The 26,115-nt window shown below is 41.1% G+C and carries 17 protein-coding genes; 8 read left to right on the top strand and 9 right to left on the bottom strand.

The genetic code is table 11. The annotated features are described in order from the left end of the window. The 9 genes from ACTHN6_RS01995 to ACTHN6_RS01955 all read right to left on the bottom strand — a co-directional run bounded on the left by ACTHN6_RS01995 (position 1) and on the right by ACTHN6_RS01955 (position 11,635). Entirely contained in the window at positions 1-1,149 is a 1,149-nt protein-coding gene (locus ACTHN6_RS01995; protein WP_440434036.1) for a hypothetical protein, read from the bottom strand. Further along, a complete protein-coding gene (locus tag ACTHN6_RS01990; protein ID WP_440434035.1) occupies positions 1,100-1,945 on the bottom strand; it encodes a hypothetical protein in 846 nt (281 codons plus the stop codon). Before ACTHN6_RS01990 ends, ACTHN6_RS01995 begins: the two co-directional genes overlap by 50 nt. A gap of 20 nt (positions 1,946-1,965) precedes the next feature. Continuing rightward, on the bottom strand, positions 1,966-2,796 hold the full coding sequence (locus tag ACTHN6_RS01985; RefSeq protein WP_440434034.1) for an alpha/beta hydrolase: 831 nt from the start codon (positions 2,794-2,796) through the stop codon (positions 1,966-1,968). Positions 2,797-3,253: 457 nt separating this feature from the next. Further along, on the bottom strand, positions 3,254-4,549 hold the full coding sequence (gene hemL, locus ACTHN6_RS01980; RefSeq protein WP_440434033.1) for a glutamate-1-semialdehyde 2,1-aminomutase: 1,296 nt from the start codon (positions 4,547-4,549) through the stop codon (positions 3,254-3,256). Between the two features lie 23 nt (positions 4,550-4,572). Then, entirely contained in the window at positions 4,573-5,550 is a 978-nt protein-coding gene (hemB, locus tag ACTHN6_RS01975; RefSeq protein ID WP_440434032.1) for a porphobilinogen synthase, read from the bottom strand. Positions 5,551-5,611: 61 nt separating this feature from the next. Further along, positions 5,612-6,574 carry an oxygen-dependent coproporphyrinogen oxidase gene (gene hemF, locus ACTHN6_RS01970; protein ID WP_440434031.1) on the bottom strand — a complete coding sequence of 321 codons (963 nt, stop codon included), beginning with the start codon at positions 6,572-6,574 and terminating at the stop codon, positions 5,612-5,614. Positions 6,575-6,826: 252 nt separating this feature from the next. Continuing rightward, the gene (gene bshA, locus ACTHN6_RS01965; RefSeq protein ID WP_440434030.1) at positions 6,827-7,960 is read right to left on the bottom strand and encodes an N-acetyl-alpha-D-glucosaminyl L-malate synthase BshA; all 1,134 of its coding nucleotides are present in this window, start codon (positions 7,958-7,960) and stop codon (positions 6,827-6,829) included. A gap of 82 nt (positions 7,961-8,042) precedes the next feature. Then, complete coding sequence (locus ACTHN6_RS01960; RefSeq protein WP_440434029.1) at positions 8,043-8,822, bottom strand: GLPGLI family protein; 780 nt, start codon at positions 8,820-8,822, stop codon at positions 8,043-8,045. A 38-nt stretch (positions 8,823-8,860) separates the two neighbouring features. Beyond that, complete coding sequence (locus ACTHN6_RS01955) at positions 8,861-11,635, bottom strand: outer membrane beta-barrel protein (protein WP_440434028.1); 2,775 nt, start codon at positions 11,633-11,635, stop codon at positions 8,861-8,863. A 397-nt stretch (positions 11,636-12,032) separates the two neighbouring features. Between ACTHN6_RS01955 and ACTHN6_RS01950 the strand changes: the two genes are divergently transcribed. The 8 genes from ACTHN6_RS01950 (at position 12,033) to ACTHN6_RS01915 (ending at position 25,925) form a co-directional block, all read left to right on the top strand. Continuing rightward, positions 12,033-12,551, top strand: coding sequence for a hypothetical protein (locus ACTHN6_RS01950; protein ID WP_440434027.1), 519 nt, complete (start codon positions 12,033-12,035; stop codon positions 12,549-12,551). Positions 12,552-12,573: 22 nt separating this feature from the next. Beyond that, positions 12,574-14,553, top strand: coding sequence for a 1,4-alpha-glucan branching protein GlgB (gene glgB / locus ACTHN6_RS01945; protein ID WP_440434026.1), 1,980 nt, complete (start codon positions 12,574-12,576; stop codon positions 14,551-14,553). A 61-nt stretch (positions 14,554-14,614) separates the two neighbouring features. After that, positions 14,615-15,199, top strand: a complete 585-nt coding sequence (locus ACTHN6_RS01940) for a transposase (RefSeq protein WP_440434025.1) — start codon at positions 14,615-14,617, stop codon at positions 15,197-15,199. Positions 15,200-15,249: 50 nt separating this feature from the next. Beyond that, positions 15,250-16,605 carry a glucoamylase family protein gene (locus ACTHN6_RS01935; protein WP_440434024.1) on the top strand — a complete coding sequence of 452 codons (1,356 nt, stop codon included), beginning with the start codon at positions 15,250-15,252 and terminating at the stop codon, positions 16,603-16,605. A 16-nt stretch (positions 16,606-16,621) separates the two neighbouring features. Then, positions 16,622-17,389, top strand: coding sequence for a hypothetical protein (locus ACTHN6_RS01930; protein ID WP_440434023.1), 768 nt, complete (start codon positions 16,622-16,624; stop codon positions 17,387-17,389). Positions 17,390-17,444: 55 nt separating this feature from the next. Beyond that, the gene (locus tag ACTHN6_RS01925) at positions 17,445-17,672 is read left to right on the top strand and encodes a type II toxin-antitoxin system HicB family antitoxin (RefSeq protein WP_440434022.1); all 228 of its coding nucleotides are present in this window, start codon (positions 17,445-17,447) and stop codon (positions 17,670-17,672) included. 370 nt (positions 17,673-18,042) lie between these two features. Continuing rightward, the gene (locus tag ACTHN6_RS01920) at positions 18,043-19,086 is read left to right on the top strand and encodes a hypothetical protein (protein ID WP_440434021.1); all 1,044 of its coding nucleotides are present in this window, start codon (positions 18,043-18,045) and stop codon (positions 19,084-19,086) included. A gap of 389 nt (positions 19,087-19,475) precedes the next feature. Continuing rightward, a complete protein-coding gene (locus ACTHN6_RS01915) occupies positions 19,476-25,925 on the top strand; it encodes a CARDB domain-containing protein (RefSeq protein ID WP_440434020.1) in 6,450 nt (2,149 codons plus the stop codon). Positions 25,926-26,115 lie beyond the last annotated feature (190 nt).

The raw sequence follows: 26,115 nt of genomic DNA, 5'->3' as shown, positions 1-26,115 counted from the left end.
TCAATTTGTTTTTACAACAGCATAACTAACGGCATCCAGCAGGAATGTTGCCTGACCATTTACAACCGCGACAGGTTTTTCTTCCTCCATATTCTTTGTTTTACTTGTAATGTAAACGGATAATTTTTTAACAGAGGCCGGCAATCCTTTTATAGTAACCATTCTTGCTGCATTATTATTTACCAGATGAACAATATATATGTTTTTGCCTGCATCTCCCTGCGCCGCACAGGTTATATCTTTTTTGTTTGATGTAGCCGGGGTAGCGGCTATGTTTGACGGAACGGACGCAAGCTGTTTTAAATTCCAGAATCGTTGCGTGGGCTGCAGCGCATCATTGTTACCAAAAATGCCGCCGCCCTTTAATGGCGAATAATCTGAAGTAAGTTGCCATTGCAGAATGCTCAGCGGCTGGCAAATGTTCAGCAACCGCACGTATAAATTAATTTCTTCCAGCGCATAGGTTTGTTCTTCAAATATTTTCGGATAGGCCCAGGCGGCCGCGTCTATACTGCCTTCACCTACGAATAAAGGCAGGTTCATTTTGGTGGCAACATCTGCCCATTTTTGCAAAATTGTATCGCTCCATCCGCGCCATGAATGAAAAGATATGGCACCAATATACCGGTGCGTTGCAGCATCATTCATTGCGGGGTAAATAAATGAATAAGTAGTAGCATCAGAATTATCGCCCAATAACATCTTTGTTTGCAAACCACGCGATTGAAAATAAGCGCCTAATTCTTTAATAAGTTTAGCATGTTCTTCTCCTGTTTGCCGCACATTAATGCCCAGGTCCGATTCATTAAAAGAGAATAATTTTACTTCAACACCATAAGCATCTTTTAGATATTGTATGTAGTCTGCAATTGACTTATAAATCTCCTGTGCCTTATTTTGATCAAGCGGGTTACCCCATTCTTCATCCGGTTGTTTTCTTAACTGCAGTTTTCCGGTTACAGCCCATTGCGGCGGAAACCATGCAGACAATATAACAGGAATATCCAGTTTGCTTAACCGCTGCGCCATTTCCATACTTTCCTTTACATGCGGATTAAGTTTGCCTGCTTTAGCTGAATCAACAGGGTTGCTGTCTTCATCAGGCTGCCACAAAACGCCAGGCCATTTCAACGCGGCCCCAGGCAACACGCATATTGTTCAAGCAATAATCAATTACCTGCGGATCGTTCTTTGGATTTTGTAAACGGAAATTACCACCAAAACCGGCGAATGTGCGGCCTTGTTTTGATGGATCGATGGTAACGGTTACAGGTGCTTTATCAATTGTGCCGGATGCTTCTATAGTAAATACAATTTCACCTGTTTGCCCATTCGTAAAATTGCCTGTTTTAACCGGGATATAAACATGAATGAAATTATCCTTCCGCTGTTTGATAATTATAGTTGTTGATTGATTGAATTTTAGCTGAAGCTGCTTTTGAGGTGTGCTTACCTTTATAGCTGTTGCGGCAATTGCTATGTCTTCTTTTTGTTCATTCAACACATACTTTGGAGATGCATTTGATATTGATTTTACGGTCTGCAAAATTCCTTTATTATAATCTGCCCACGGCAGTTTCAAATCAAAGTACAAACCAGCCAGCATTGTATCTTTTTTTGATGTGAACTGAACCGTTGCTTTACAAATGCCTTCGCTAATATCTTCCAACTGTTCAACAATATAAAAGCTATCGAGCAGTGTGGTGATGATCTGCTTATTGCCCTGCCTGTCAAATTTTGGATGTTGCCGCTCTTTTGCCGTTGCATTTACTTTTGACCAATCGCTGTTAATTACCGCAATGGCCGATTCAAAATTTATTAATTGCCCCTGTATGCGTACGCCTTTTAAGTTGCCCCATGCTTCCACTTCTGTTTGTGCATGTGTTTGATTTAAAAACAATACACACATCAGGAAAACCAAGACTACAGCTCCGTATGGTTTCATATTATACTGTTATATTGATTTTATTTATGGCCCGCATTAATTTCCTTTACGCGCCTGTCTGCTTCTTTAAGTAATAACGGAAATGCTCCTGCAGGCATGCCGCCATGATCATAACCCTGCAATTCATATAAAGTGGTGGTTGTATTACCGGTAAGCATCATCATCCTTTTCATGTAAGCATTTTCTTCGTAGCGGCCATAAAGTTCAAGCTCCCTGTCGCCGGTAATTAACAGCATGGGCGGCGCATCCTTTCGCACAAAATATAAAGGTGCCAATGAATCTACCACAACTTTTGTTGCTTCCATGCCCCGCTCCTGCCGCACCGTAAAGTGTGTAATACACTGGCCGCTCAAAGGAATTAACCCTGCAATAGTATTGGCATCAATATTATATTTTTTGAGATAATGTTTATCAAGCGTTATCATCATATCAAGATAAGCGCCTGCAGAATGACCGGAAAGCAATATAAGTTTATTGCTACCGCCATATTCCTGTATATGTTTAAAAGCCCAGGCTGTTGCCGCCGCCGCGTCTTCAATATAAGCAGGCGCTTTTACACGTGGTGAAAAGCGGTAACCAACGCCTACAACCGCATAACCTTTATCCATAAGCTGTTGCGGTATTTCGCGGTGGCCGGCTGACAAACCACCGCCATGAAACCATATAATGGTTGCAAAATTTTTTACACCTTTCGGGTAATATAAATCCAGCACACACTGCGAATCTATATAGGTATCTTTTTTGTTGATGGCATCATCGTAATAGTGAATGGCCTTAAGTGTTTCATACTGTTGCTGTGCAAAGGTTTGGCAGGTAATAATGATAAATACGCTTAATAATATCTTTTTCATGTGCAGGAAATTAATACATACTTCAGACTTTGCAAATTAAGCGTAAACAAAAAAGCCCGCATGTTGAAACATAGCGAAGCTTAATTTAAGCTGAATAAATTTGTTGGATACATAAGCAGCTTATTTTCACCTTCACAGGAATCAAAGGCTGTATTAGCTTTTACGGCTGTATAATCTATGGAAAGATGCAAACACTTTAAATCTTGGGAAAAACAATAATTGCCAACGTTTTTTACTTATAACAATTACGGGTATAAAACAGTTATGCCGGTAAAAAGCCGGCATAAAATTATATCAGTTGAAAGAGATGAAAACATGTAAGGGGGTTGAACAAATTGTTTGAGTGGCATTACAGTTACCGGTCTGGCGCTTTCAGTTGTAAAAATTAATTAAGTAGTTTCCCGAAGCGTCTGATCACTATTCATAATCAATCTCCGCCAAATAACTGAAATAGTTTCTAAACGCCGCTAATACTTTTAACTGCATTTTCTGTTGCTATGATTGTATCATCCAAATCAGCATAAGTCAAGGCATTGCTCATAAACCAGCTTTCAAATGCTGATGGCGGCAGGTAAATGCTTTCATCTAACATGGCATGAAAGAATTTATTGAACAAGGCAATATTTGCCGATGATGCGCCGGCAAAATTATTTATTGGTTTATTGGTAAAATGCACGGATAACATTGAACCAATATGGTTAATGGCTACAGGGATATTTGCTTTATCAAACACATTAAATAATCCTTTTCTTAAATAATCGCCTTTCTCATCAAGATCCTGGTATACGGAAGGATTACTCTTTAGATAACTAAGCATGGTAAACCCTGCAACCATGGCAATAGGGTTGCCGCTTAATGTGCCAGCCTGGTACACATTGCCGAGCGGCGCTATTTGTTTCATTATATCAAGCTTGCCGCCAAAAGCCCCAACGGGCATGCCGGCGCCAATTACTTTTCCATAGGTAACCAAATCTGCATCAATGTTTAATCTTTCCTGTGCGCCGCCCGGAGCAAGGCGAAAGCCTGTCATCACCTCATCAAAAATGAAAATTATATCTTCCTTCGTGCATAGTGTTCGCAATTGCTCTAAAAAATTTTCAGCAGGTAAAATACAGCCCATATTGCCGGCAACAGGTTCAATGATAATTGCAGCAATCTGATTTTTATATTCAGCTATGAGTTGTTCAACTGCATTTATATCGTTATACGGCGCGGTTAAAGTATCTGCTGCAACACCCGCTGTTACACCCGGTACTGTTTGTATATTGAAAGTAGCAACGCCGCTGCCTGCTTTCACTAAAAAGCTATCTGCATGGCCATGATAACAGCCTTCAAACTTTATTATTTTATTCCTGCCGGTATAACCACGCGCCAACCTGATAGCGCTCATGCAGGCTTCTGTGCCGCTGCTTACCATTCTTATCAGGTCAACATTCGGCGCCATGCTTTTTATAAGTTCTGCCATTTCAATTTCCAGTTCGGTAGGTGCGCCAAATGAAGTGGAATCTGCAGCTTTTTTTTGTATGGCTTCTACTACCGGCTCAAATGCATGGCCCATAATCATGGGGCCCCAGGAATTAATATAATCTATATACCGGTTATCATCTGCATCATATAAATAAGCGCCCTTTGCTTTCTTTATAAACAAAGGTGTTCCGCCCACGCTTTTAAAAGCGCGTACCGGCGAGTTTACACCGCCGGGAATAGAACGTTGCGCACGGTAAAATAATTCTTCACTCTTAGTAATCTTCATATTGATTTATTCATTTATTCAGATCAGCCCTGTAAAATCCTCGCTGCGTCCTTTGCAAAGTAGGTGGCGATTAAATCGGCTCCGGCACGCTTAATGGAAGTGAGTGTTTCCAGTATTGCTTTGTTCTCATCAATCCAGCCCATTTTTGCAGCGGCTTTAATCATGGCATATTCACCGCTGATGTTATAAACACTCACCGGAACATGCACGGCATTCTTTACTTCACGCACAATATCAAGATAAGGTAAGCCCGGTTTTACCATTACGATGTCAGCGCCTTCTTCCTCATCCATCAAAGCCTCTTTAACCGCTTCAATGCGATTGGCGTAATTCATCTGGTAAGTTTTCTTATCACCGAAGCCTGGCGCTGAATCCAGTGCATCACGAAAAGGCCCGTAAAAACAGGAGGCATATTTTGCACTGTAAGCCATGATGCCAACGTTAGTAAAATTATTTTCTTCCAATGCTTCGCGTATGGCTGCAATGCGGCCGTCCATCATATCGCTTGGGGCCACCATATCCACCCCCGCTTCCGCATGAGAAACGCTCATCTTTACCAGAGCTTCAACCGTTTCATCATTCACAATTTCTCCATCTTTTACAATGCCATCATGGCCATATTCAGAGTAAGGATCAAGCGCTACATCCGTCATTACATACATTTCAGGCACGGCATTTTTAATAGCTTTAATGCTGCGTTGCATTAAGCCATCTTTATTCCACGCTTCTTTGCCCGTGTTATCCTTTAAGTCATCTTGGCATTTAATGAATAGCAATACGCTTTTTATACCAAGACTGTATAATTCCTTAACTTCTTTAATAGTGTTATCAATGCTCATTCTGTAATAGTTGGGCATTGATGCAATCTCAGTTCTCACATTTTCACCTTCATCTATAAACAAAGGCACAATAAAATCATTGGGCGTTAAAACTGTTTCTGCAACCAAACTTCTGATAGAAGCGTTTGCTCTTAAAATCCTGTTTCTTCTTTGTAAAAACATAAAATATCTGATGTATAATTTTTAAGATCCTGGTTTGTTCTTCTTCAATTTTACCGCAGTATTAAACCCATACACGAGGTTGCAAACAAACCTGCCACAGCTTATCTTCTTCTGATCCTGGTTCGGGCTGATAATTATATTCAAACCTCACCGTGGCTGGCAAACTCATTAAAATACTTTCCGTGCGCCCATGTGTTTTTAAGCCAAAAATAGTTCCGCGGTCATGAATTAAATTAAATTCTACATAACGGCCCCTTCTTATCTCCTGCCAATGTTTATGTTTATCATTAAATGCGGTATTTTTTCTTTGTTCTGCTATAGGAATATACGTATCCATGAATGCATAACCACAGGCTTTGGCAAAATCAAACCAAAAATTGGCATTATGTTTTTCATCACATCTTTGATGGTCATAGAAAATACCGCCAATGCCCCTGCGCTCATTATTGCGATGCGTGTTCACAAAATAATCATCGCATTGTTGTTTAAAAAGAGGATAGAAACTTTCATCAAAAGCATCACAGGTATTTTTGAATGTTTGATGAAACAGATTTGCATCTTCTTCAAACAAATAATATGGTGTAAGATCGGTGCCGCCGCCAAACCAGCGATCTGCCAATGACCCGTCAGCATTATATAATTCAAACATGCGGTAATTAAAATGCACCGTTGGCACAAAAGGATTGAAAGGATGTATAACAGAACTTATGCCGGCTGCAAACCAGGTGGCATCGCTGCCTAAAAAAGGTATCTGCAATACCTTGCACATGCGTTCCGTTAAATGCCCGTAAACAACAGAAGTATTTACGCCACCTTTTTCAAATACTTTGCCGTTTTGAATAACCTTCGTTAACCCGCCGCCGCCTTTACCATCTGCACGCTGCCATGCATCTTCTGTAAATGTTGATTTGCCGTCAACAGATTCAAGCGCTGTGCATATATCATCCTGGAGGTTATAAATAAATTCAATCCATTGCTGGCGAAATTCTTTTGTTGCTGTTTTGTTGATTGTTTCTTCAGCCATAAAGCACGCAAAGTTCAAAAAAATGATTGGAGGAAAGACTGATTTAAGCCATTGCTAACAAACATGACAATAACATGACGAAACAAGATGTGAACCTTCACCGGTTTTCAAATTTCACATCAGTGTATATATACTTCGAACAAGTATTTGTTCATTGATTGCACCTCATTATGGGTAGTTGCAGATTCTTTAACTTCCATTGCAAAATACAAATTTGTAAAGTATGCAGGCGGGGTTCAATCTTCTATTCATTTATGCTTCGCAGGTCATCCTGCAAAAACGGCTATATAGTTTTTCGTATTGGGGAACAATATTGTGCAGATCAAACTTCATAGCCTGTGCTTTTGCCTTTACCTTAAACTGCTTCAGTAAGGTGTCATCACTTAATAAACGTATAGCCTCTTCACTCATGGTTTGCACATCGCCAACATTTGCAAGAAAACCTGTTTCTCCGTTGATATTTATTTCCGGCAATCCGCCGGCATTTGAGCTGATTACAGGCACGCTTGCTGCCATGGCTTCCATAGCCGCCAGGCCAAAACTTTCATATTCACTGGGCAATAAAAACAAATCGGAAATAAGCAAGATTTCTTCAATCTGCTCCTGCTTACCAAGAAACCGCACGTCATCCTGTACACCTAATTTGCGCACAAGTTCTTCTGTACTGCGGCGCTCGGGGCCATCTCCAACCAGTAATAATTTTGAAGGTAATCTTTCATGCACATTGGCAAACACCTGTATTACATCTTCTACGCGCTTCACTTTGCGAAAATTGGAAGCATGAATCAATATTTTTTCTTTATGCGGTGCAATTACTTTCCTGAAAGCGTCAATGGGTTTTTTATAACGGGAATTATCAACAAAATTTTCAATAACCTGTATATCTTTTTCAATAGCGAAAGAACGGTAGGTTTCTTCTTTTAAATTCTGTGATACGGCAGTAATAGCATCGCTTTCATTAATAGAAAAAGTTACAACAGGCTCATATGTTTTATCACGTCCAACCAATGTTATATCCGTACCATGTAAAGTTGTAATAACAGGAATGTTTCTTCCTCTCTTCAGTAAGATTTGCTTGGCCATATAGGCTGCGGAGGCATGTGGAATAGCATAATGCACATGCAGCAAATGAAGATTATGTTTTAGAATAACATCAACCATGGTACTGGCCAGGGCTAGTTCATAAGGGGGATAATCAAATAAAGGATAGGAAGGCACGCTTACCTCATGATAAAAAATATTGGCGCTGAAAGCATCAAGGCGTACAGGCTGTTGATAAGTAATAAAATGAACATGATGCCCTTTATCTGCCAATGCTTTACCAAGCTCCGTAGCCAAAACGCCGCTTCCGCCATAAGTGGGATAACAAACTATGCCTATACGCATGCAATAATTTTTGGCAAAGTAACAATGTAATCTTTACATAGCTAAGGTCATTTGCAAAGATTACAAAACCATCACAATTTTATCAGAGTTCAATCATCCATTGTGCGTGCTGCGCATATTTTTTATTCCATGCATCTTTAAATACTGATTGGAGTTTTACACCAAGATCTGCATTGGTGGCCTTCTTGCCTTTCACGGGCGGCGTTAAAGTGCCTGCAGAAGGTGTTGTCATTTCAACCTTTGTGGCAAACCATGTAGTATGTAAACGCGGGATGGCAAGACCTAAAATCATTCCGGGCAAACCATTAAAAGACTCAGGGCCGCCGGTAGTTAAAATCTGGTCAGTATAAAATGCCACAACAAAAACTGAATCGTTAATAATGGTGGTGGCCTTGCGGCAATTAAAACCGGCAATATCTCTTGAATCGTTGGTTATTTTCCATTTTGCTTTTCTTAAACTGTCTGCAAGCAGAAATTTAGAATCGAAAACAGATTTCTGGGAAACGCTTTGCTTACTATCAAGATTACAATACACCACGTTATCCTGCGCAGGATCGTTAAACCAATCGGGGCCTTTGGGCCCTGCTATTGTTACTTCACGGCCTGGTTCGTACAATGTTTTATTGCCATCAAAATATAAATTGAAATAACTTGTTTTCCATTCAGGCAGTTGTTTTTTTATCGAATTGATAAAATCGAACCCGCCACCGTTATCGTCGTCTTTTTTATAGATGTCATCAATATTGGCAATAAAATGCACCCTTTTCTCAAATTCAATCTGTCCCTTTACAATAAATATATCCTGTGCATACATTGATATTGCAGCAGCAAGTAATAAGGTGAGTAATAAATATTTTTTCATATTAAAAATTTAGTAGTTGCTATTATTACTTATACAAACTATTGTGCTGCTGCAGGCATGCCTGCAGCTGTTTTGGAAAAATTCCACACAAAACTGAGCATAAAATAACGTTTGATGGTATTGTAATTTCTTTCTGTAATAACATTGGTAGTTAACTGGCGTTGGTATCCTTTATTTTGATTCAGCAGATCATACACGGAAAACTTAAGCAGGCCCTTATCATTTTTAAAGAATTTTCTTCCGAGATATGCATTCCACAACACAACATTATTATTGGTAGTAAAAATGGCTGTTTTTTGCCTGAAGCTGGCATCTACATTATTATTGATCTCAAATTTTCCGGGCAGATAAACGGTGAGATCGAGGTTATGATTTGTTGTCCAGTATTTTGTTTCGGCCGCCTTATTAATAGATGAGGTGGAAATGTTGTAACCAACATCAACCCAATAATTAAAATCATATTTCTTCTCTTTGCCCTTATTAAAACCAACATTCACACTCGGGCTGTAGTTATTGGTTTCATTCTTTACACCATTCACAAAGTTTGAATATTTGCTGGAGTTATACCGCACGCCATAATTCAAATAAAAATTGGCTTTTGTAAATTTTTTTGATAAGCCAATGCCTCCATAAGCGTTATAGTTTCCGTTTGTGTTTACATAAGTATAGGTTGTAATGCCGCTTGTATCGGTAAACTGGTTGGTAACTATAGCGTTTTCTGTTACCGTTACGCCGCCGTACATATATATTCCCGACTGGCTTAACACTTTATACCTGTTGGCATTAATATACATCCTATGTTGAAATGCCTGTTTTAAACCGGGATTTCCTTTTCTTATTATCAATGGGTTGGTATTATCTGCCACCGGTGAAATCTGCGTTATGCCCGGCTGTTGCGTGCGGCCGTTATAGTTAAGGGAAATGCGGGATTGTGAATTGAATTTATATACAAAATTCATTTTTGGAAAGAAGTTCAGGTAATCACGTTTCAGCACGGTGTCTTTAAATAAATCTTTTTGATTGAAATTGGTGGAAGCGATATCAGTTCCCGCGCCCAGCGTTAATTTTTTACCGTTATATCGCAGCGCTGCACCGCCGGTATTGGTTGTTACATCAAAATTGTAGTGGGTGCTGAAAGTATCGTTCAGCATGGAGTATTTTCCATCGGCTGCCCTGTCGTACGATAAATTCTCTGCATTATTGGTGCTTAACCTGAAAGCATAATTTATTTCAGCATAAAGATTCTTTATTAAAGGTTCTGTATAAACGATTTTGGAATTAAACATATTCACTTTGGAATCGTTTCTCTTTTCCTGGTCTGTAGAGTCGTTTAAAAACAAAACACCTTTGGTATAAAAAGAATTCAGCGAACGCAGGAAGCCATCAGCATTAGAAGCGTTATATACATTGCTGATGTTTAATGAAATTGTTCTTCCTTGCTTTTTAAACTTTTTCTTCAACAAGAGGTTTACATTAAAGCTTGAATTATCGCCGGTGGAGTTAATGGTTCTTTTACTTTGGTTTACCAGCACACTGTTTTCGTCCAGCGACTGGTTTGTATAATCACTGAATGAACTGGAATGGCCGGTATAACCGCTGCCCGTGAATTTTAAAGAAAAGCTGCTATCGAACTGCTGTTCATAAATGCTGCTAAGGGAGTGCCGGTTCCGGCTGTTAAATGTTTTGGAGTTTTCGGTATTATAAAACATACTATCGGGCAAAATAGACTGTGAATACGTGCTGCCTTCACCCGATGTATTCAGTTTGTTGAAGCGGTAACTGCCATTAAAATTCTGTTTATCATCATTAAATTTATCGCCGAAGTTTACGCCGCCAGCCCAGCTTTTTGGAACACCTTCACCATAATAACTGCCACCGGAAAAATCATCTCCGCCGTCAATATAATAGCCGCCAAAATCATCATCGTATTGCAAATTAGTGCCGCTTCCATAACTGCTCTGCTCATCCCAGTTTAACCCCGTTTTACCGGTACTGCTCATAATGCCATAAGCCGAAATTTTTTTCTTGCCTTTAAAGTTGTTAATCATGGCGCTATTATTCCAGCGGCTATCCGTGCCGCCACCCACATCCAGTTTCCCAAAATATCCTTTCTTTTTATCTTCTTTCAGTTTAAGATTGATGGTCTTTGTTTTCTCACCGTCATCAATGCCTGTAAATTCAGCCTGGTCGCTTTTCTTATCAAAAACCTGTACCGATTTTAGTGCATCTGCCTGCAGGTTTTTTGTGGCTACTGTTGGGTCGTCTCCAAAAAATTCTTCTCCATCCACTAATACCTTTTGTACTTTTTCTCCCTGTGCAGTTATGTTGCCATCTTTATCCACCTGTATGCCCGGCAATACTTTCAAAAGGTCTTCCACGCTTGCCCCTTGCCGCACATGAAAGCTGTCGGCAGTAAATTCCAGTGTATCGCCTTTCATGCGCATGGCTGCAATCCTTGTCCGCACTTCAACATCAGCTAAAAGATTGGCTTCAGTTGTCAGCATAACATTGCCGATGTTTTTTGTATCGCCGGGTGCAAAAGAAAGCACATCAAAATAATCGGCATAACGGTTGCGTGTAATCATCAATACATACTTCCCTGTATCAAGATCATCTATTTCAAATGTGCCGCCTTCCTTGCTGCGTGTAAATTTATAAAGTGTAGAATCCTGCGATCTCAGCAGTGTAATTGTCGTATTAACGAGCTTAACGTTCTCTGAGGTGTCAATGGTTGCACCTTTTAAAGTTGCTTTTTGTGCGGATGCATAAATACTAAAAAATAAAAAAAATAGGAGAATAGAATTTCTTTTCATAAGCGATAAGGGGGTTTCAGTTCAAAATTGGAAGCAAATGTTCCAAATAAAAAGTTAATCATTTTCAAATATGTTCAAAGGTTTATAACACCTTTAAACGGTATAAGTTTTTTTGCTCCTAATTTTTTTAACGCAAATTCTTTTACAACAATTAATGGTATAGCTATTTTATCCGGATATTGCCCTCTCCACATAATCAGTTAATAATAATTTCATCCCAAGGGGTTTAGTAACACTGTAAATAATGTAATTTACCCGCATTAATTATTTAAGTATTAAAAATACAAGTTGATTTGCTATGATGCTTTCATCAAACATTTTCCATAAACATCCACGTATGAAAATAAGTTTTTGCTTTACCTGCTTATTTCTATTTGCTTTTTCAACAGTTCAATGCATGGCACAATCAAAAAGATTTGATACAACTGTGAAGATGGGCGACCAGGGTTTTCGCGTTGAATGCAATAACAAAAATAGTGATAAAAATGAAGTAACTGTTTCTCCTATTAATTTACAGGTAAGTGGCAGAAAGCCTTCATTTATTGTATATGGAAAAGTAATGAAAGCTTTTACGGATGATATGAATGATGATGGCCGCCCAGATCTTGCCATCTGTGTTTATAGTGGCGATAATGATGCTATAGGTTCAGTGGTTGCCATATCGTATAATGCAGATAAAGGTTTCGACCCTGTTTTCTTCCCGGATATTTACCTTGATGCTAAAATCCGCGAAGGATATAAAGGGCATGATGTGTTTTCGCCGTTAACAGGAACGCTGATGCGAAAATTTCCGGTCTATATGCCCGGCGATGCCCCAGATAAACCAACAGGCGGCACACGGGTAGTTCAATATAAAGCTATGATGGAGAATGGCCGCCAATCGTTCAAGGTCTTAAGATCGTATGACACAAAATAATTGTCATTAAAAAAATACAGCTATGGAAAATACGAATGATGATGCGCAGCATCATGTACAGCATAAAAAATATGAAGACCTGCATTTTGTTGACAGTACAAAATCTGTATGGAATTATTCATTATTCAGTGATGAAGACATCAGCAATTTTCAAAATGGCACCCATTACAGGCTGTATGAATTATTTGGCAATAAGCAGCTTGAAGTATTAAACACACAGGGAACTTACTTTGCTGTATGGGCGCCAAATGCAACGCAGGTAAGCGTTATAGGCAATTTTAATAACTGGGATAATGAGGCGCACAAGTTATTTGTAAGGCTTGATAAAAGCGGTATATGGGAAGGCTTTATCCCAAATGTATGGAGCGGTGAAAGTTATAAATACCATATTCATGGTTATGGCGGAACACAGTTGGATAAGGGCGATCCCTTTGCACAACTGTGGGAGAAACGGCCGCTTACGGCATCAATTACGTGGGGTACTTTTTACGAATGGACGGATGAAACATGGATGAAGCAACGCAAAAAAAACAACGCACTTACTTCTCCTTTCTCTGTTTATGAAGTGCATCTTGCAAGCTGGATGCGGCCTGATAAAAATGATGAGGAAAGCTATAATACTTACGAACAAATATCGGAACGGCTGGTTCCTTATGTGCAGCAAATGGGTTTCACGCACGTTGAATTCATGCCTGTAATGGAACATCCTTTCGATGGAAGCTGGGGCTACCAGGGCACAGGATATTATGCGCCTACTTCACGTTTTGGAAGCCCGCAGGATTTTGCGGCTATGGTGAATGCATTTCATAATGCAGGCATTGGCGTTATTCTCGATTGGGTGCCTTCGCATTTTCCTTACGATGCACATGGCCTGTTTATGTTTGACGGCACGCATACATATGAATATGCAGATATGCGCAAAGGTTATCATCCCGACTGGAATTCTTATGTCTTCAATTATAAACGTGGCGAAGTAAAAAGCTTTTTAATAAGCAATGCACGTTTCTGGTGCGACCGCTTTCATGCAGATGGCCTGCGCGTGGATGCCGTGAGTTCTATGCTGCGGCTTGATTACAGCCGCAAGGAAGGCCAGTGGGAACCGAACGAATTTGGTGGTAACGGTAATATTGAAGCAATAGCTTTTATTAAAGACCTGAATGAAACTTTATACAGGGACTTTCCCGATATACAAACCATTGCAGAAGAAGCTTCTGACTGGCCGGGCATAAGCAGGCCGACATTTGAAGATGGTTTGGGCTTTGGCATGAAATGGATGATGGGCTGGATGCATGATACGCTTGATTATTTTAAGATGGAGCCCTCCCTGCGTCACCTCATTCAAAACAAATTTACGTTCAGCATGATGTATTTCTATGATGAAAACTTTATGCTGCCTTTAAGCCATGATGAAGTAGTGCATGGCAAAAGCCCGATGCTGTATAAAATGCCCGGCGATGAATGGCAGAAATTTGCCAACCTGCGTTTATTATATACGTATATGTTCACACATCCGGGGGCTAAACTTTTGTTTATGGGCAATGAGTTTGCTGCAACAAGCGAATGGAATTATAAAAGTGAACTGCAATGGGAATTGCTGCAATATGTAAGCCATGGCGGCATGAAATATTGTGTGCAAAAATTAAATAAGCTCTATCGCAATGAACCGGCTTTGTATGAAAAACAATTTATACAAGGCGGTTTTGAATGGCTCGATCTTACCAAAGGCAGCTATGCCGTAATTGGCTATAAACGCATGGGCAATAATCCCGAAGACGATGTGCTTGTAATTTTAAACATGACCACCCAGGTACGTAACGACTGGGAAATATATGTGCATGGCAAGGGCGAATGGCAAGAAATCTTCAACAGCAACAGTAAAGAATTCTGGGGTACCGGTGATGTATATAATCCTCAAATAAGAACAGAGCTTATGAATGAAGAAACAAAAGCTTATAAGCTGACTATTAATTTGCCTGCATTGGGTGCAGTGGTGTTGCGGTAACGCGGTCAGACGCATCAAGCGTCAGACCGATAGCAATCATTAATACCAAAATACCCTTATCATGCACTTCGAAGAAGATCAGCTGTACCACATCTACAACCAGGGAAATAACAAACAACAAATATTCTTCTCTCACGAAAATTATCTTTATTTCCTTCAGCATTATAGAAAAACGGTAAACCCTTTTGCTGATACTATTGCTTATTGCCTCATGCCAAATCATTTTCATTTCCTTATTCATACGAATAATGATTCCATTCAAAAATTAAAGGTTGGTAGTTTAAACCTTACTCAATTACCGGATGGTATAAGAAAATGCCTGAGTAATTATGCTGTAGCCATCAATAAACAACGGCATGCAAGCGGTTCACTATTCAGGCAAAAAACCAAAGCAGATGTCGTTACTAAATCTTCAACTGATTACGCAAGAAACATTTTTCACTATATTCATCAAAATCCGCTGCGTGCAAAGCTGGTGACCGATTTAAGGAATTGGGAATATTCATCGTATAAAGATTATATAGGGTTAAGAAAAGGCACTTTAATAAATAAAGAATTGGCAGCAAGGTTTATTGATGTTAACTGGAAGTGTTTGGAAAAAGATACTTTAGAATCTTATAAAAATAAAAACACTGATTTTTGCTAACGGTCTGACGGCATTGAGCCGTCTGACCACGTTATTTAAACAATCGCGCTATGAATAAATACACATTCCCCGCAATTATCATTATAACATTAACCACAGCCTGCAATTCGCATCCTGAACAACAAAATAACGGTGCAGTAAATAATATCTCCGACTCCGCTTTATTCGATACCATTCAGCGCAGGACTTTTGATTATTTCTGGACAGGCGCCGAACCCAACAGCGGCATGGCCGCCGAGCGCATTCACATCGATGGCGATTACCCGGAAAATGATCAAAGCACCATTGCCGTTGGCGGCAGTGGCTTTGGGTTGATGGCCATTCTTACAGGCATTGAACGCAATTATATAACGAGGCAGCAAGGTTTTGAACGCCTGCAGAAAATTGTAAACTTTCTTGAAAAAGCAGACCGTTTTCACGGCGCTTACCCGCATTGGTTGCTGGATGAAAACGGCCATGTACGCCCGTTTGGTTTTGATGATAATGGCGGCGATCTTGTGGAAACAAGCTTTTTAATGCAAGGCCTTTTATGTGTGCGGCAATATTTTAAAGACGGTGATGATGATGAAAAAAAATTAGCAGCGCGTATTGATAGTTTATGGAAGGCAGTGGAGTTTGATTGGTATCGCCAAAACAATCAAAATGTATTATACTGGCACTGGAGCCCAAACTATGAATGGAAGAAAAATTTTGCTGTGCATGGTTATAACGAATGTTTAATTATGTATATACTGGCAGCATCTTCACCAACGCACGGCGTACCGGCAGAAGTATATCATGAAGGCTGGGCCCAAAATGGCACCATCAATAAAACAAGCAATTATAAAAATGATACGCTGCATTTATTTATGCAGGGCAACCCGCCACATGGCGGGCCGTTATTCTGGGCACATTATTCATGGCTTGGTTTAAACCCGCATGGATTAAAAGATCAATACGCTGATTACTGGAAAGAGATGAGCACTATGGCAAAGATGAATTATGAATGGTGTGTTGATAATCCCAAACAATTTAAAGGTTATGGCAAAGATAGCTGGGGCTTAACGGCAAGTTATTCTGTAAAAGGTTATGCTGCACATGCCCCCGATTCGATAAATGATCTGGGTGTTATTTCACCAACGGCGGCTTTATCATCTTTTCCATATACGCTGGAGCAGTCAATGGCTGCCATGAAGCATTGGTATAACGATTCAACGCTCAGAAATAAATTGCTTGGGCCTTATGGTTTTTATGATGCCTTTAGCGAAACAGACAACTGGTATCCGCAACGTTACCTTGCCATAGACCAGGGGCCCATTGTAGTAATGATGGAAAATTACCGCAGCGGCTTGTTATGGAAATTATTTATGAGTTGTGATGAGGTAAAAAAAGGACTTGCCAAACTTAGCTTTACAGTAACTGAATAAACATAAACGAAATACATTGAAGCAGCTTTTTAGATTCTATTTTATTGCAGCAATATTATTATTTACCAATGCTGCGTTTGCCCAGCCTATTATTCATTCGCATAACGATTATACACACGCCGTTCCTTTTTGGGATGCCTACAACCATAAAGCCGGCGTTATTGAAGCCGACGTATATTATGTGAATGGCGAATTAATGGTTGCCCATAATAAAACCGACATCAGGCCGGCCAACAGTTTAAACAACATGTACATTCAGCCTATTGCAGAATTGTTTGATACTGGAAAAAATGTGCATAGCTTTTATTTAATGATTGATATAAAAGAAAACCAGGCGCAGGCTCTGCCTGCATTGATAAAGTTGTTGCAGCAATATCCCCGGGTATTTAACAGGGAAGTAAACAAAAATGCCGTACAGGTTTTTATAAGTGGTGAAAGGCCTGCAGATTCTACGTTTCATACCTATCCGCCTTATATAATGTTTGATGGTTTGCCCGGCAAACATTATGCACCGCAGGATTTGGAAAAAATAGTAATGATAAGTGATAATTTTCGTACATATTCTCACTGGAATGGTAATGGTACCTTGCCCGCTGCAGACAGTATTAAACTTGTAAATGTTATTAATGCTGCACATGCAACCGGCAAACCCGTAAGGCTATGGGGAGCGCCTGATACGCAGCAGTGCTGGCAAACAATCATAAACCTTAATGCTGATGTTATTAATACCGACAAAGTGGAAATGTGCAGGCAATTTTTAGATGTACAAAACAATTTACATTAAACAAATGTTTACACAATTGCCGGTTAATAAAGATTAAATTTGAAAAAGGTTTATTATGAAAGTAGATATAAAATTTACTGCTGTTTTTGAAGAAGCTGAAGAAGGCGGATATATCGCTTATCTGGAAGAGCTGCCTGGTATAAATACGCAGGGAGAAACACTGGAAGAAGCTAAAGCAAATCTTAAAGAAGCATTCAGCCTTGTTATTGAAACGCAACGTTCTTTAAAAAATGAAGAAACCGGAGACCGTAACGTTATCAAAGAAGTTTTTGAATTGGCTTAATGAAACAATCAAATTTTATAAAGTATTTGCAAAAATAAAATTGCCTGTTAATTCGTGAAGGAGGCAACCAGGCTATTTATCAAAATCAGGTTAATAAGAAATTTACATCAGTACCCCGCATAAGGAAATAAAAAACAACCTTGTTATCAATTTGTAAAGATTTAGAAATCCCCTCACCCCAAAATTTTCAATAATATTTAAAAGCAGTATCAAAATATTATTGTGCGCTTTGACATAACACCCTCCTGTTTTTACATCCCTGTCCTTTATCCCCGCCAGGTTTTAAAAAATCATGTTTTTAGAGGATATATTTAACAACGCATTGTTTTCATATTCGCATCATTAAAAATGTTAAACCAAAATATGTTTTATGAAAACACAGATTTCTACTTTGATACTCGCAATCTTAACAGGTCTTAGTTTTAGCGCCCACGCCAAGGTATGGCGCATAAATAATAATGCCGGCGTAAATGCAGATTTCACTTCCGCTAATGCGGCTGTAACAAACAGCGCAGTGCAAAGCGGCGATACGCTTTATTTTGAAGCCAGTGCAACCGATTATGGCGGCATAACCATTTCAAAAAAACTTGTATTAATTGGTACAGGTTACTTTTTAGACAGCACTAACAACCCCGGCCTGCAGTATAATCCAAACGCTGCTGTTATTAACGGCGTAGTATTAGATTCAGCCGGTACAGGCTCCACATTTACAGGGCTTACAGTAAACTTTTTAATTGGGCCGGGAGCCGGCGGCAGCAGCATAGATAACCTTACCATTACAAGATGCCGCGTTACCGGTATTGGAAATTATTACGGTTATACTCCCGGCACCATACTAAGCGGCTGGAAGGTCAATAAAAATTATATAACAGGCAATTTCGGCGACGGCGCATGGGTAATGCAGAATTGGGATGTAAGCAATAATATTGTTGACACCTGGATTAATATGGAAAACACCGCCTGCTCAGGCAATGTAATCCGCAATAACGTTTTCCGGGGGGCCATTCACATTGTAAACGGATATTTTGCCAATAATCTGCTTTCAGGCTGGAATGATTATGTATTTACCAACACCGTGGTTAAGAATACGCTCTCTGCAGGTACGCCTTCAACTTTTACAGCGTATGTTGGCAGCAATAATAACAGTTACGGTTATACCGATGTCCAGCTTTTTGCAGGCACCGGCAGCGCAGATGCCAAATGGAAATTAGCATCCGGTTCACCTGCCAAACAGGCCGGGTTAACAGTAGGTTCAGTTGTAAAACCAGACTGCGGCCCTTTTGGCGGCCCTGATCCTTATATACTCTCAGGCATTCCCAATATACCTGCCATTTATAAATTAACTGTTCCCGCAAGCATTGCTTCAGGCACCAGCAGCATGAACATTACATTCAGCACGAGGAGTAATCCCTGATACCTTGCTGCAGTATTTTTTAAAATCAGTGAAAAAGAAGGCTCAACCGGGCGGCTTTAAGCGCCCGGGTAAAGATCGGCAGGTATAATGAATAGTTTTTTTGGGGAGAACAAGGAGTTTTCCGGGGAATTATATCGGGAAAACAGGAAAAAGAATGAGTTTTCTGGGGAAAGAAAATAGTTTTCTGAGGGGTTTTTTGAATTTTCTGGGGAAGGAAAACGGTTTTCTGGGGGAAAAAATGAGTTTTATCGGGAATTTTTCCGGTTACCCGGGAGAAGTTTGAGCCGGTTCCCGCATTTCATTTAAAAGAATACTTCGCCCATAATATACTGCCGCACACTTGCTGTAATTACAAAAACATTTTCAGTGGTTCACTTTATATAAGTAAAATGAAAAACCTATTCACCATACTGGCACTGGCTGTGTGCTTTTGTGTAAAAGCGCAAACAGACCCTGCTTATCCGCCGGTGCCTGCAGCCGCACAAAATATTATAACGGCTGAATATTTTATTGATACAGACCCGGGCTTTGGCCACGGCACTCCGCTTACCCTTACACCGGGTTTAAATATTGCCAACCTCACCAAAACAATTAACACTGCCGGCTTAGCAAATGGTGTGCATCGTTTGTACATACGCAGCAAAAACCAGGGTGGCCGCTGGAGCCTTGCTAACTACAACCTGTTTACAGTAGATTTTGATCCCTCCTATCCTGCCCCGCCTGCAGCCGCACAAAATATTGTTGCGGCGGAGTATTTTATTGATACCGATCCCGGCTTCGGCAAAGGCACAGCCATTACTATAACACCGGGTTTGAATATAGCCAGCTTCAACACAACAGTTAATACTACCGGTTTAGGCAATGGCGTGCACCGTTTGTACCTGCGCACGAAAAATGCCGTTGGTAAATGGAGCCTTGTTAATTACAGCTCATTTATTGTTAACAGCGACCCATCATATCCAACCGCACCCGCAGCAGCTAAAAATATAATTGCTGCTGAATATTTTATTGATATTGATCCCGGCTTTGGAAACGGCACAGCCATTACCGTAACACCAGGTTTGAATATATCCAACATGAGTGCAAGCATAAACACAACCGGCCTCAGCAATGGGGTTCACCGTTTATACATGCGTACCTTAAATGCAGAAGGCCGCTGGAGTTTAACCGGCTTTAATCGTTTTGAAGTGAGCAGCGATCCTGCTTATCCTGCATCACCTGCAGCCGCACAAAACATTGTATCTGCTGAATATTTTATTGATAACGACCCGGGCTTTGGAAACGGCATAGCCATTACCGTAACACCAGGTTTGAATATTTCCAATATCAATGTAAGTGTAAATACAACCGGCCTCAGCAATGGCGTGCACCGTGTATATGTTCGCACATTGAATGCAGAAGGCCGCTGGGGCCTTACCAATCTAAGTAGTTTTGAGGTTGCTTCAGATCCGGCTTATCCGGTTGCGCCTGCCGCAGCGCAAAACATTCTTGCGGCAGAATATTTTATTGATAACGACCCGGGCTTTGGGAAGGGTCATGCCATTGCGGTAACGCCCGGAAAAGATATTGCCAATGTTCAGTCCACTGTAAATACTTCCCAGTTAAGCAATGGCAAACATTATTTGTATGTGCGCACCCTGTCGCAGGAGGGCAGGTGGAGTTTGTCGAATGTAGATACTTTCTATACCGACCTGTTGTCGCTGTCAGCCGATACCATTGCATTTGGTAATGTGGTAACGGGTAATACATCAGTCCAAAACCTGTACATCATTAATCATAGTGCAAGCCCGCAAACTATCAACAACCTGAGTCTTAACGGGCCTTTCAGCGCAAACATTACAGCGCCGTTTACAATTCCTGCCAACGGGAAGGACACCATTCAGTTAACTTTTGCACCCACGCTGAAAGGCAATTTCACGGATTCTATTGTAATGAATACTGCCAGCGGGCATTACAGAAGCGTGCTTACCGGCAGCGCCACGCTTCCCGTGGTTACCTGGGCCATTTCACCGGCCACCGGCCATGACTACGGAACAGTTGCCGTGAACACTGCCGGCAGTTATACTTTCGGTATTATAAACACAGGTAATACGGCCATCACGCTGGCAAATATTACTGCATCTGATGCTGCATTTACACCTGTATTCACCGCAGGAACAATACCGGCAGGCAGCACGTCAACCTTCACCGTAACTTTTACGCCAACAAACGCAGCGGCTTATATGGCCCAACTGAAAATAATATCCTCTTCCCCTGGTGTAGCGGATGTTATCACCCAGCTCAGCGGCACCGGTTATGTGCCTGGTGCGCCACCGGCATTAAGCTATGTAGCAAGTGCGCCGTATAATTCAATCAGCGGTGTTAATCCGCAGGTAAGCCAGGCAGGCAGTTTCACTTATAAAGTACTGTATAAATCTGCCAACAACCTGCCACCGCAGGCTGGTTATCCGCAGGTAGCTATCGACCTGAATGGCGACCAGAATTTTGGCGGTTCGGGCGAAGGCGTATTTGCTATGGTGAAAGAAGGCAGCGGCACCAATTACAAAAACGGTGTTGCATATAGTTATGTGTACAAACACAACAATAACACCAGCACTGCCGGCTACCGTTTCTTTGCCACTGATGCCAATGGGAATTCAACTTCTACTACATATAAAAGCGGCCCCACTGTAACCGACGACCGGCTCGACCTGCGCATCTTCGCCAATAATATTGCTTTCAGCGATGCCAACCCGCAGCCGGGTGAAACATTTACGCTTACGGCCACGGTGAGCAACAATACAGCCATTGCGGCAACCAATGTGCCGGTGCAGTTTTACAGGGATACCATTCCGCTGGCAAGCGATGTAATACCCTATATCGGGCCTAAATCATCCGGCGTTATTACACACGACTTTACGTTTAGTGCAGAAGGTTTCTACCCGATAAAAGTATGGGTTGACAGCAGTAATACAACAGGTGATATTAATCCATTGAACAACTATGCCATCAGGCCTGTTATTGTGGGCGCACCCAACTTGCCGGGCGGCATTAATGTAATTACTTCAGCCAGCATACAAAATTGTCCGCAGCAGCAGGTAAACATTAGCGGCAATGCTGTTTATTATGGCACTTCCGGCAATTCGGTAGTAGCCGTGGCGGGCGCCACCGTAACTATAACAACAGGCAGCCAAACGATTATGACTACAACAGATGTAAACGGTAATTATGCTTATGGATTAACCAATGTTGGCTGTGGTGGCAATTTTGAATACAATGTTGTAGTAACCGATTATACCTTTACCAGTAAACCGGCTACCAATGTGTTCCCGTTGCCCTGCCCGGATAAATATGCTTGCGTGCAGCCAGATACTTCAACTGAAATTACACCTCCTGAATATCCGGAGTGCCCGCCTAAAGTTGGTGATACATTACGCTTTACCTGGTCTATAAAATACAGGAAACCTGACCCCGCCAATTTCTGGGGTGGCTATGATTATATTGCCAATTCAGTGCTTAATTGCTATATAAACGATACCCTGGTAAAAGTTGCGCACGACAGTACGGCTATTCCGGGTAAGAATGTAAACCTGGAGCCGCTGATTTATGTAATAAGGGATACAACACCTATTAAGTTTACCGCCAGCGGCAGTTATATTTATATGGAACGGCAATCGGGCGATCCTTCAGACTTTAAATCCACAAACTATACATTGACAGGCTATGATATGTATTACCCTGAACCAAAGTTGCCGGATATTGAGATACAGGCATTTGAACAAACCGGCGCCAATGCTTTCCAGTTTTATGATGTAAATACAGTTTGCGGGCTGGATGTAAGCGCACACAGGGTGGTGATATACGACTCATTGCCTAACGGAAAATGGCAGGAACTCCGCTCCGAAACAGTGCCTTACCTGCATGATGTGGAAGGTTATCTTATCCGTTACAACGATCTTTTATTAGCGCCCGGCAAACACAGGATTAAAATTGTAACAGACATTGATAAAGATATAAAGGAACGCAAGGAAGACAACAATACTTATTATGGCACCATTAAAGTACCGGCAACAGACCTTGCAGTGGAGAACATTTCTGTAACACCTACAAGCCTTGACAGCGGCAGCACTGTTGTTATTCGGGCGAGAATTAAAAATACAGGCAAGGCCTGCGGATCATTCAAAATTCAGTTTGCATTAGACAGCAACAGAATTGGAAGGCTTATAGAAGTGCCCGGCGTAAATGAGAAATATTTCATAGATGTCCAGTCAGATCCATTTATTTTAAACTCTGCCATTAATAGTTGCGGTGGAATGATAACCGTGCAGGCGGATGTGTTCACAGAAATATTTGAAGTAAACCTGGCGAATAACATTGATACGGCCTGGCTTTCAGCAGACCTTGTTGCTGACCAGGTACCCGGCGAAACAGGTTCGGCAGGTAACCCTGCAGTAGTAAGGGTAAATACAACAAACATCTTTAACCCGCTCATACGCAATAACGGCCTGCGCGATGCCGGTAACCTGCTGGTAAGGTACAGCCTCGGCGATAGCCTTATCATCGGCATAGAAGGCCTTGCGGAGGTGAAGCCTGCACCTTATGCAACCGTTGGCAGCTTTAGCTATATGTTTACACAACCGGGGCTTTATGGAGTTACGGTTTGGGTTGATACTGCAAAAGTGGTATGCGAAACAAATGAATCAAATAATAAAGGCACCTTCTACATTCGTGTTACTGATAGCAAGCCGGATTTTGAAGTATTATCGCAATACATTTCGCCCGGCAGCCTTAATCCGAACGTCAATCAAAATATCACGCTTGTGGGCACGGTGCGCAACAGCGGCGGTAAACCAACAAATGCCAACAGGCTGAAATTTTTGGTTGATGATATACAGGTGGGAACAACAATACCGATCAATGCATTGCAACCGGGGAAGGATACAACGGTACTGGCTACGGCAACGTATTCATCCTCTATTGCAGGCACTAAGATCATTCGGCTGGTGGCCGACCCGGATAACACGCTTGATGAAGAGAGGGAAGATAATAATGAAGCCACCCGCGCCATCATTGTTGGAGACGCACCAAATATGGCAAAACAAAACAATAACGCCATCAGCCTTAACCCAGCAACCTTTAATAGGGGTGATAGTGTGCTTGTTTCTTATGCCATTACCAACAAAGGCACTCAAGATGGCGCTGCATGGGTAAGGTTTACCATTTTTGATAAGAACGGCTCGGTTATAGCTTTGGATAGTGTGTCATTCTCTTTAACTGCAGGCAGCAATTTAACAGTAAGTAAAAAAATGTTCTTTAGTGCAAGCCAGGGTTCTGTAATGGCCGGCATTGTGAATTGCACACCGGAAGAATACGACCTGCTGGATAACAGTGAAACACTTAATTACACGGCATCAAATCAATCTACATTCTATGCTGATAATGATCAGGATGGATTTGGTGATCCCAATAAAAGTATTACAGCATCTGCACCACCACCGGGTTATGTTGCGGATAATACAGATTGCAACGACGCGGATAATACGATTTATCCCCATGCGCCTGAATTATGCGATGGCAAAGACAATGATTGCGATGGCAAGGTTGATGAAGATGGTGGTGTTACCTGGTACAGGGATGCTGATGGCGATGGATTTGGCGATGCATCTGTTTTCCGGAAAGCATGTACGCAACCTGCCGGTTATGTAACAGATAATACAGATTGTGATGATACGAAACAGTTATACGCAGATAATGATGGGGATGGGTTTGGAGCCGGTTCACCTGCAGCTTGTGGCGTAGCCAATAACACAGACTGTGACGATAACAATGCCGGAGTTCATCAATCGCATACTTATTATGCAGATAATGACGGCGATGGATTTGGCGATGCTTCCAACTTTATCAATGAATGTTCTGCAACGCCACCGGCGGGTTATGTAACTGACAACACGGATTGTGACGATAACAATGCAGCTGTCAATCCTGCTACAACCTGGTATAAAGATGCAGATAATGATGGTTACAGCGATGGAAATACAAAAACGCAATGTTCTAAACCTTCAGGTTATAAACGGGCGACTGCATTATTAGCTACAAGCGGCGATTGTGATGATAATAATGCTGCCGTTCATCCTAACGCAACGGAAATATGCGGTAATGGAATAGATGATAATTGTAACGGCCAGGTAGATGAAGGTTGCTATCTTCCCATAACAGTTTCCATTGCCGACACCGCTGTAAAAGAAGGCAACGGCGGTAAAACAGATATGTTGTTCAAAGTAAGTTTAAGCGAACCTGCAACCACAGCATGCAGCGTTCAGTATAAAACCCAAACGTATACAGCTATCATATACTTCGACTTTGTTTCAACACAAGGCACACTGAGTTTTGCACCAGGCGAACAAACAAAATATATAACGGTAAAAATTGTGGGCGACCGCTATTGGGAACCCAATGAAAAGGTAAAGCTCGTTTTATCCAATCCTCTGAATACAACCATATCCGGCTCACCTGTTGCAGTTGGAACAATCATCAACGATGATGCATTTCATATTCCGCGCAGGCCGTGGGTAACAAACTTTAACAGTGATTCAGGCAATGCAAAAGTGATTGAACTGCCGGCACTGGTAATTCCTAACCTGCTGCATCATTACGATCAATGGAACATAAAAGGTTTGCCGCAGCAGAACAATGTAATCGTTGCAGATATGAATGGTAAAATATTGTTCAACCAGAAAAATTATCAAAACAACAGGGCCTTCGCAGGCTGGACAAGCGGCATGTATTATTACCATATAAGTTTTATCAATAACGAAGGAAAAGAAGAAGTGTATAAAGGCAAGTTGGTATTGGTTGACTAACCTTTGAATAGCTATCCCGTTTTTATAAGCCTGGTTGTAATGCCAGGCTTTTTTATTCGAAAGTATTTATGTGGTCACAGATGCACAGGTTTTATCTGTACATCTGTGGCTAATCTTTAAAAACAAACAACGGAACATCCTGTTTAAAGATTTAATAGGCCATACATCAGAAACTGGTTGAGTTATTTAT

This window comes from Parafilimonas sp. (assembly GCF_051953455.1).
GTDB lineage: Bacteria > Bacteroidota > Bacteroidia > Chitinophagales > Chitinophagaceae > Parafilimonas.
Note: the sequence above shows the minus strand (reverse complement) of the source record. Positions and strands in the feature narration are given on the sequence as shown.